The sequence below is a fragment of the Chitinophagaceae bacterium genome, assembly GCA_007695095.1.
Taxonomy (GTDB): Bacteria; Bacteroidota; Bacteroidia; order Chitinophagales; family REEL01; genus REEL01.
In genome coordinates, this window is sequence record REEL01000078.1 from 1 (window position 1) to 3,394 (window position 3,394).

Below are 3,394 nucleotides of genomic sequence, written 5' to 3' on the forward strand. Positions count from 1 at the left end.
TAATATCACTGATTAATAGTTCATCCGGTTCGGTTAAGGTGATTGATGCTGTATCAATACAACCATTTGCGTCTGTAACTGTTACAGAGTATGTACCTGCTGAAAGACCACTCAAATTTTGAGTGTTTTCACTAAAATTATTCGGTCCAGACCAGTTATATATATATGGAGGAGTTCCTGAGTCGACTTCTAAAAATATTGAACCATCACTTCCTCCAAAACAAGAAATATTATGCTCACAACCTAAAATTGGACTCGAAATACTTGTTATTACCGGATTTAAAGTCTCTTCAATAGTTATATCAATAGTTTCTTCACAACCGTTAGCATCTGTAATTGTAAGCGTATAAGTACCCGGTACAACATTAATTAAATCTTCAGAAGTTGTCCCATTACTCCAGTTATAGCTATAAGGTGGAACACCACCACTAACAGTAATAAATGCAGAGCCTGTCTCATCCGGATACACAATCCCATTCAAACATTCTACCGCATCAATATCATAACCATCAGGAACATGACCGGTAATTCCGGCAAAAAAAGCACTATCTGAAATATCAATGAATTTAAAATATCTAGCCCAAGGCAAAGTGCCTAAATCAAAACCTGCATCTAAACAACCTGTGCCTAAAAATACCCAATTGACTAAATCCTGAGAAGCATATGCTTCAATTTGTTCAGGATATGTTGCACAAGTTTGATTTCCAAAGGTTATTTCTGTAACAAAAATATCATTGCCAGGTCCATTTTGAACCTGACCTCCCATATCAAATATTATCTCTCCACCAAATCCAAGAGAGACAAAATTGCCATTTGGAGCACCTAAGGCTGCATTTGGATTGCTCCTACTTGCCGCAACGGGTCCACCTTGAACATTTAATGCCTGATCAAATGAAATTACAGCTTGAGCAAAACATCCATCCGGCTGAGGTTCTATAAAACAACTCGGTGAGAATATAGAGTCTATAGTAACTAAAAGTGGAGCAGGCTCTGTGAGCTCTAACTCAGACTCAATAATACATCCAACTGAATCAGTCACTGTAACAGAATATAAACCAGCAGTTAAATTTTCTATACTTTCTGTTGTGCTACCATTTGACCACAAATACTGATATGGAGGAACTCCACCGCTAACAGTACTTAAAATTTCACCATCGCTTTCTCCATTACAACTTATATCAAAACCATTAAAATCAGTAGCAGAACTTAATAAAAGTGAGATTGAATCCGGTTGAGTCAAGGTAATCAAAGTATCCAGAGAACATCCATTTGAATCGACTATACTTAAATTGTAATCTCCGGCTACTAAGTTATCTATATTTAAAACATCGGAAACAAAGCCATCCGGACCACTCCAACTTACAGAAACCGGCAAACAGCCACCTTCTAAAGATACCTCTATCATTCCGTCAGCTGAATTAAAACAGCTGACATTAAAACCATTTGAATAAACAGATATACTATCGATATTTATAAATAACTCATTCGGTTCTGTTAATTCAAAACTTTCATTATAAATACAATTATTAGCATCGGTAATTGTTACATTATATAAGCCTGCCTGCAGATTGTTTATATTTTGATTATTGCTTGTAAAGTTTCCCGATCCACTCCATTCAAAAGTATAAGGAGGAATCCCGGAAGAAACTGTAATATCTATAAAACCATCACTGGCTCCATAGCAAGAAATATTGTATCCGCATCCAAACACAGACAAATCAACATCTGTAATTACAGGGTTAAACAAATCGTCAATAAATACTGTCAATGTTTCAAAACAACCGTCATCATCGGTAACAGTAACTGTATATGTTCCACCTGATAATCCACTAATATTTTGGGTTGTTTCACCATTACTCCACAAGAATGTATATGGCTCTTGTCCTCCGGAGACACTGATTTGTATACTTCCATTTTCAGCATCATACAAACCGTTTAAACATTCTATTGCATCTAAATCATAGCCATCACTTAAAGGGCCGGTTCCAAAGTCATTGGGATTTGAAACATCTGTTATCCGAACATATTGAATATAAGGCAAAGGATCAATATCTACTTCTCCGGTTCTACAAATAGTATCTAAAATAATAAAATTAATCCCATCCTGTGAAACTGCTATTTCAGCCTTTTCAGGGTAAATAGAACATGGTGTGCCAATAGGATAAGATGGTTGACCAACTTGTCCGCTTACCTCAAGAATTCTTAAATCATTCCCGGGACCATTTGCAATAGGAGATGAAAAACGTACAATGATATCACCTCCAAAACCCAATGAATAAAACTCTCCGTTTGTTACTGCCGCCTGTGAACCGGGAGGACCAACAACACTTTGAGGATTACTTCTGATAGTTGCTACAGAACCACCGGTATTAGTATTTCCCTGATTTGTAGAAACTACAGAATCAACAAAGCACCCCTCCGGAGGAATTGTATCTGAAATACAAGTATTATCTGTTGAGCCTATTAAGCTCACAGTAAGGTTACAAGCAGAAGTAGTATCTTGCTCACAACCATAGATATATCCATTGCTACATGGATTTGATAAAAAATCACACTCATGATTAAAGCCCAGAAAACGGACTCTTCCATAAAACGGATTCCCACTTACATCAAGACTAAATGATATTGGAACTGTAGTACCGGCAAGTATATCGGGTGCATTTGTTGCTAAACATTGTCCGCCTGTAACTTGATAACCATCATTTACGGCATCTAAGTAAATTTTACTGCCATCTGGAGCAATACCTGTCACATTCCAGTTCCAATTTCTGTTATATTGAAGTCCAGAGTGTGAGTTATTTGGTAGCTCCGTACCGGCTCTTAAACCCCTAATTTCACAATTTGAAAGATTTACTTCCCAGGCTCCGGGTCTGCCATTATCCATTCTACCTGCAATAATATAATCAACCTGACTAAAATTATCAAAAGTTAGTGGTTGAATATCAACTATACTGTCCAATTCTGATGGAATGTCACCCGGTCCAAATGTACATGTTCCTATTACAAGTGGCGTAGTTATTTGGGCATTTACTGAAATTGAACAAATAAAAAATGCAAGTATCAAATAAAACTTTTTAAAACCCTTATGTAACTTTGTCATTTTGTTCTATTTTTATTCTGTTTATACTATTCTGCTTAAGATAACTTTGAATTTTATTAAAAGCAAGAAAACTTTCAACAAAATTATCATTTTTCTTTATTATAAATACTAAATAACCTGAATTTAATAATTTAAATTAGATTTATTTTCAATAAATCCCCTAAAACCCTTTTTAGCTTTACTTTTAATCATAATTATTTTTTAAGCATATACGCTTTCGTTCCACTAATGAGTATTCATTTTTTACTAATTCTTGTTTGTACATAAAAAAAAGCGGCTACCCTTTTTAGGATA

At 35.4% G+C, this 3,394-nt stretch carries 1 protein-coding gene; it reads right to left on the minus strand.

The window, feature by feature from the left end; all coding sequences use genetic code 11:
* Window positions 1-3,100 (minus strand): hypothetical protein (locus EA412_03680; protein TVR81105.1); only part of this gene is annotated, 3,100 nt, incomplete at its 3' end.
* Between the last annotated feature and the right edge of the window lie 294 nt (window positions 3,101-3,394).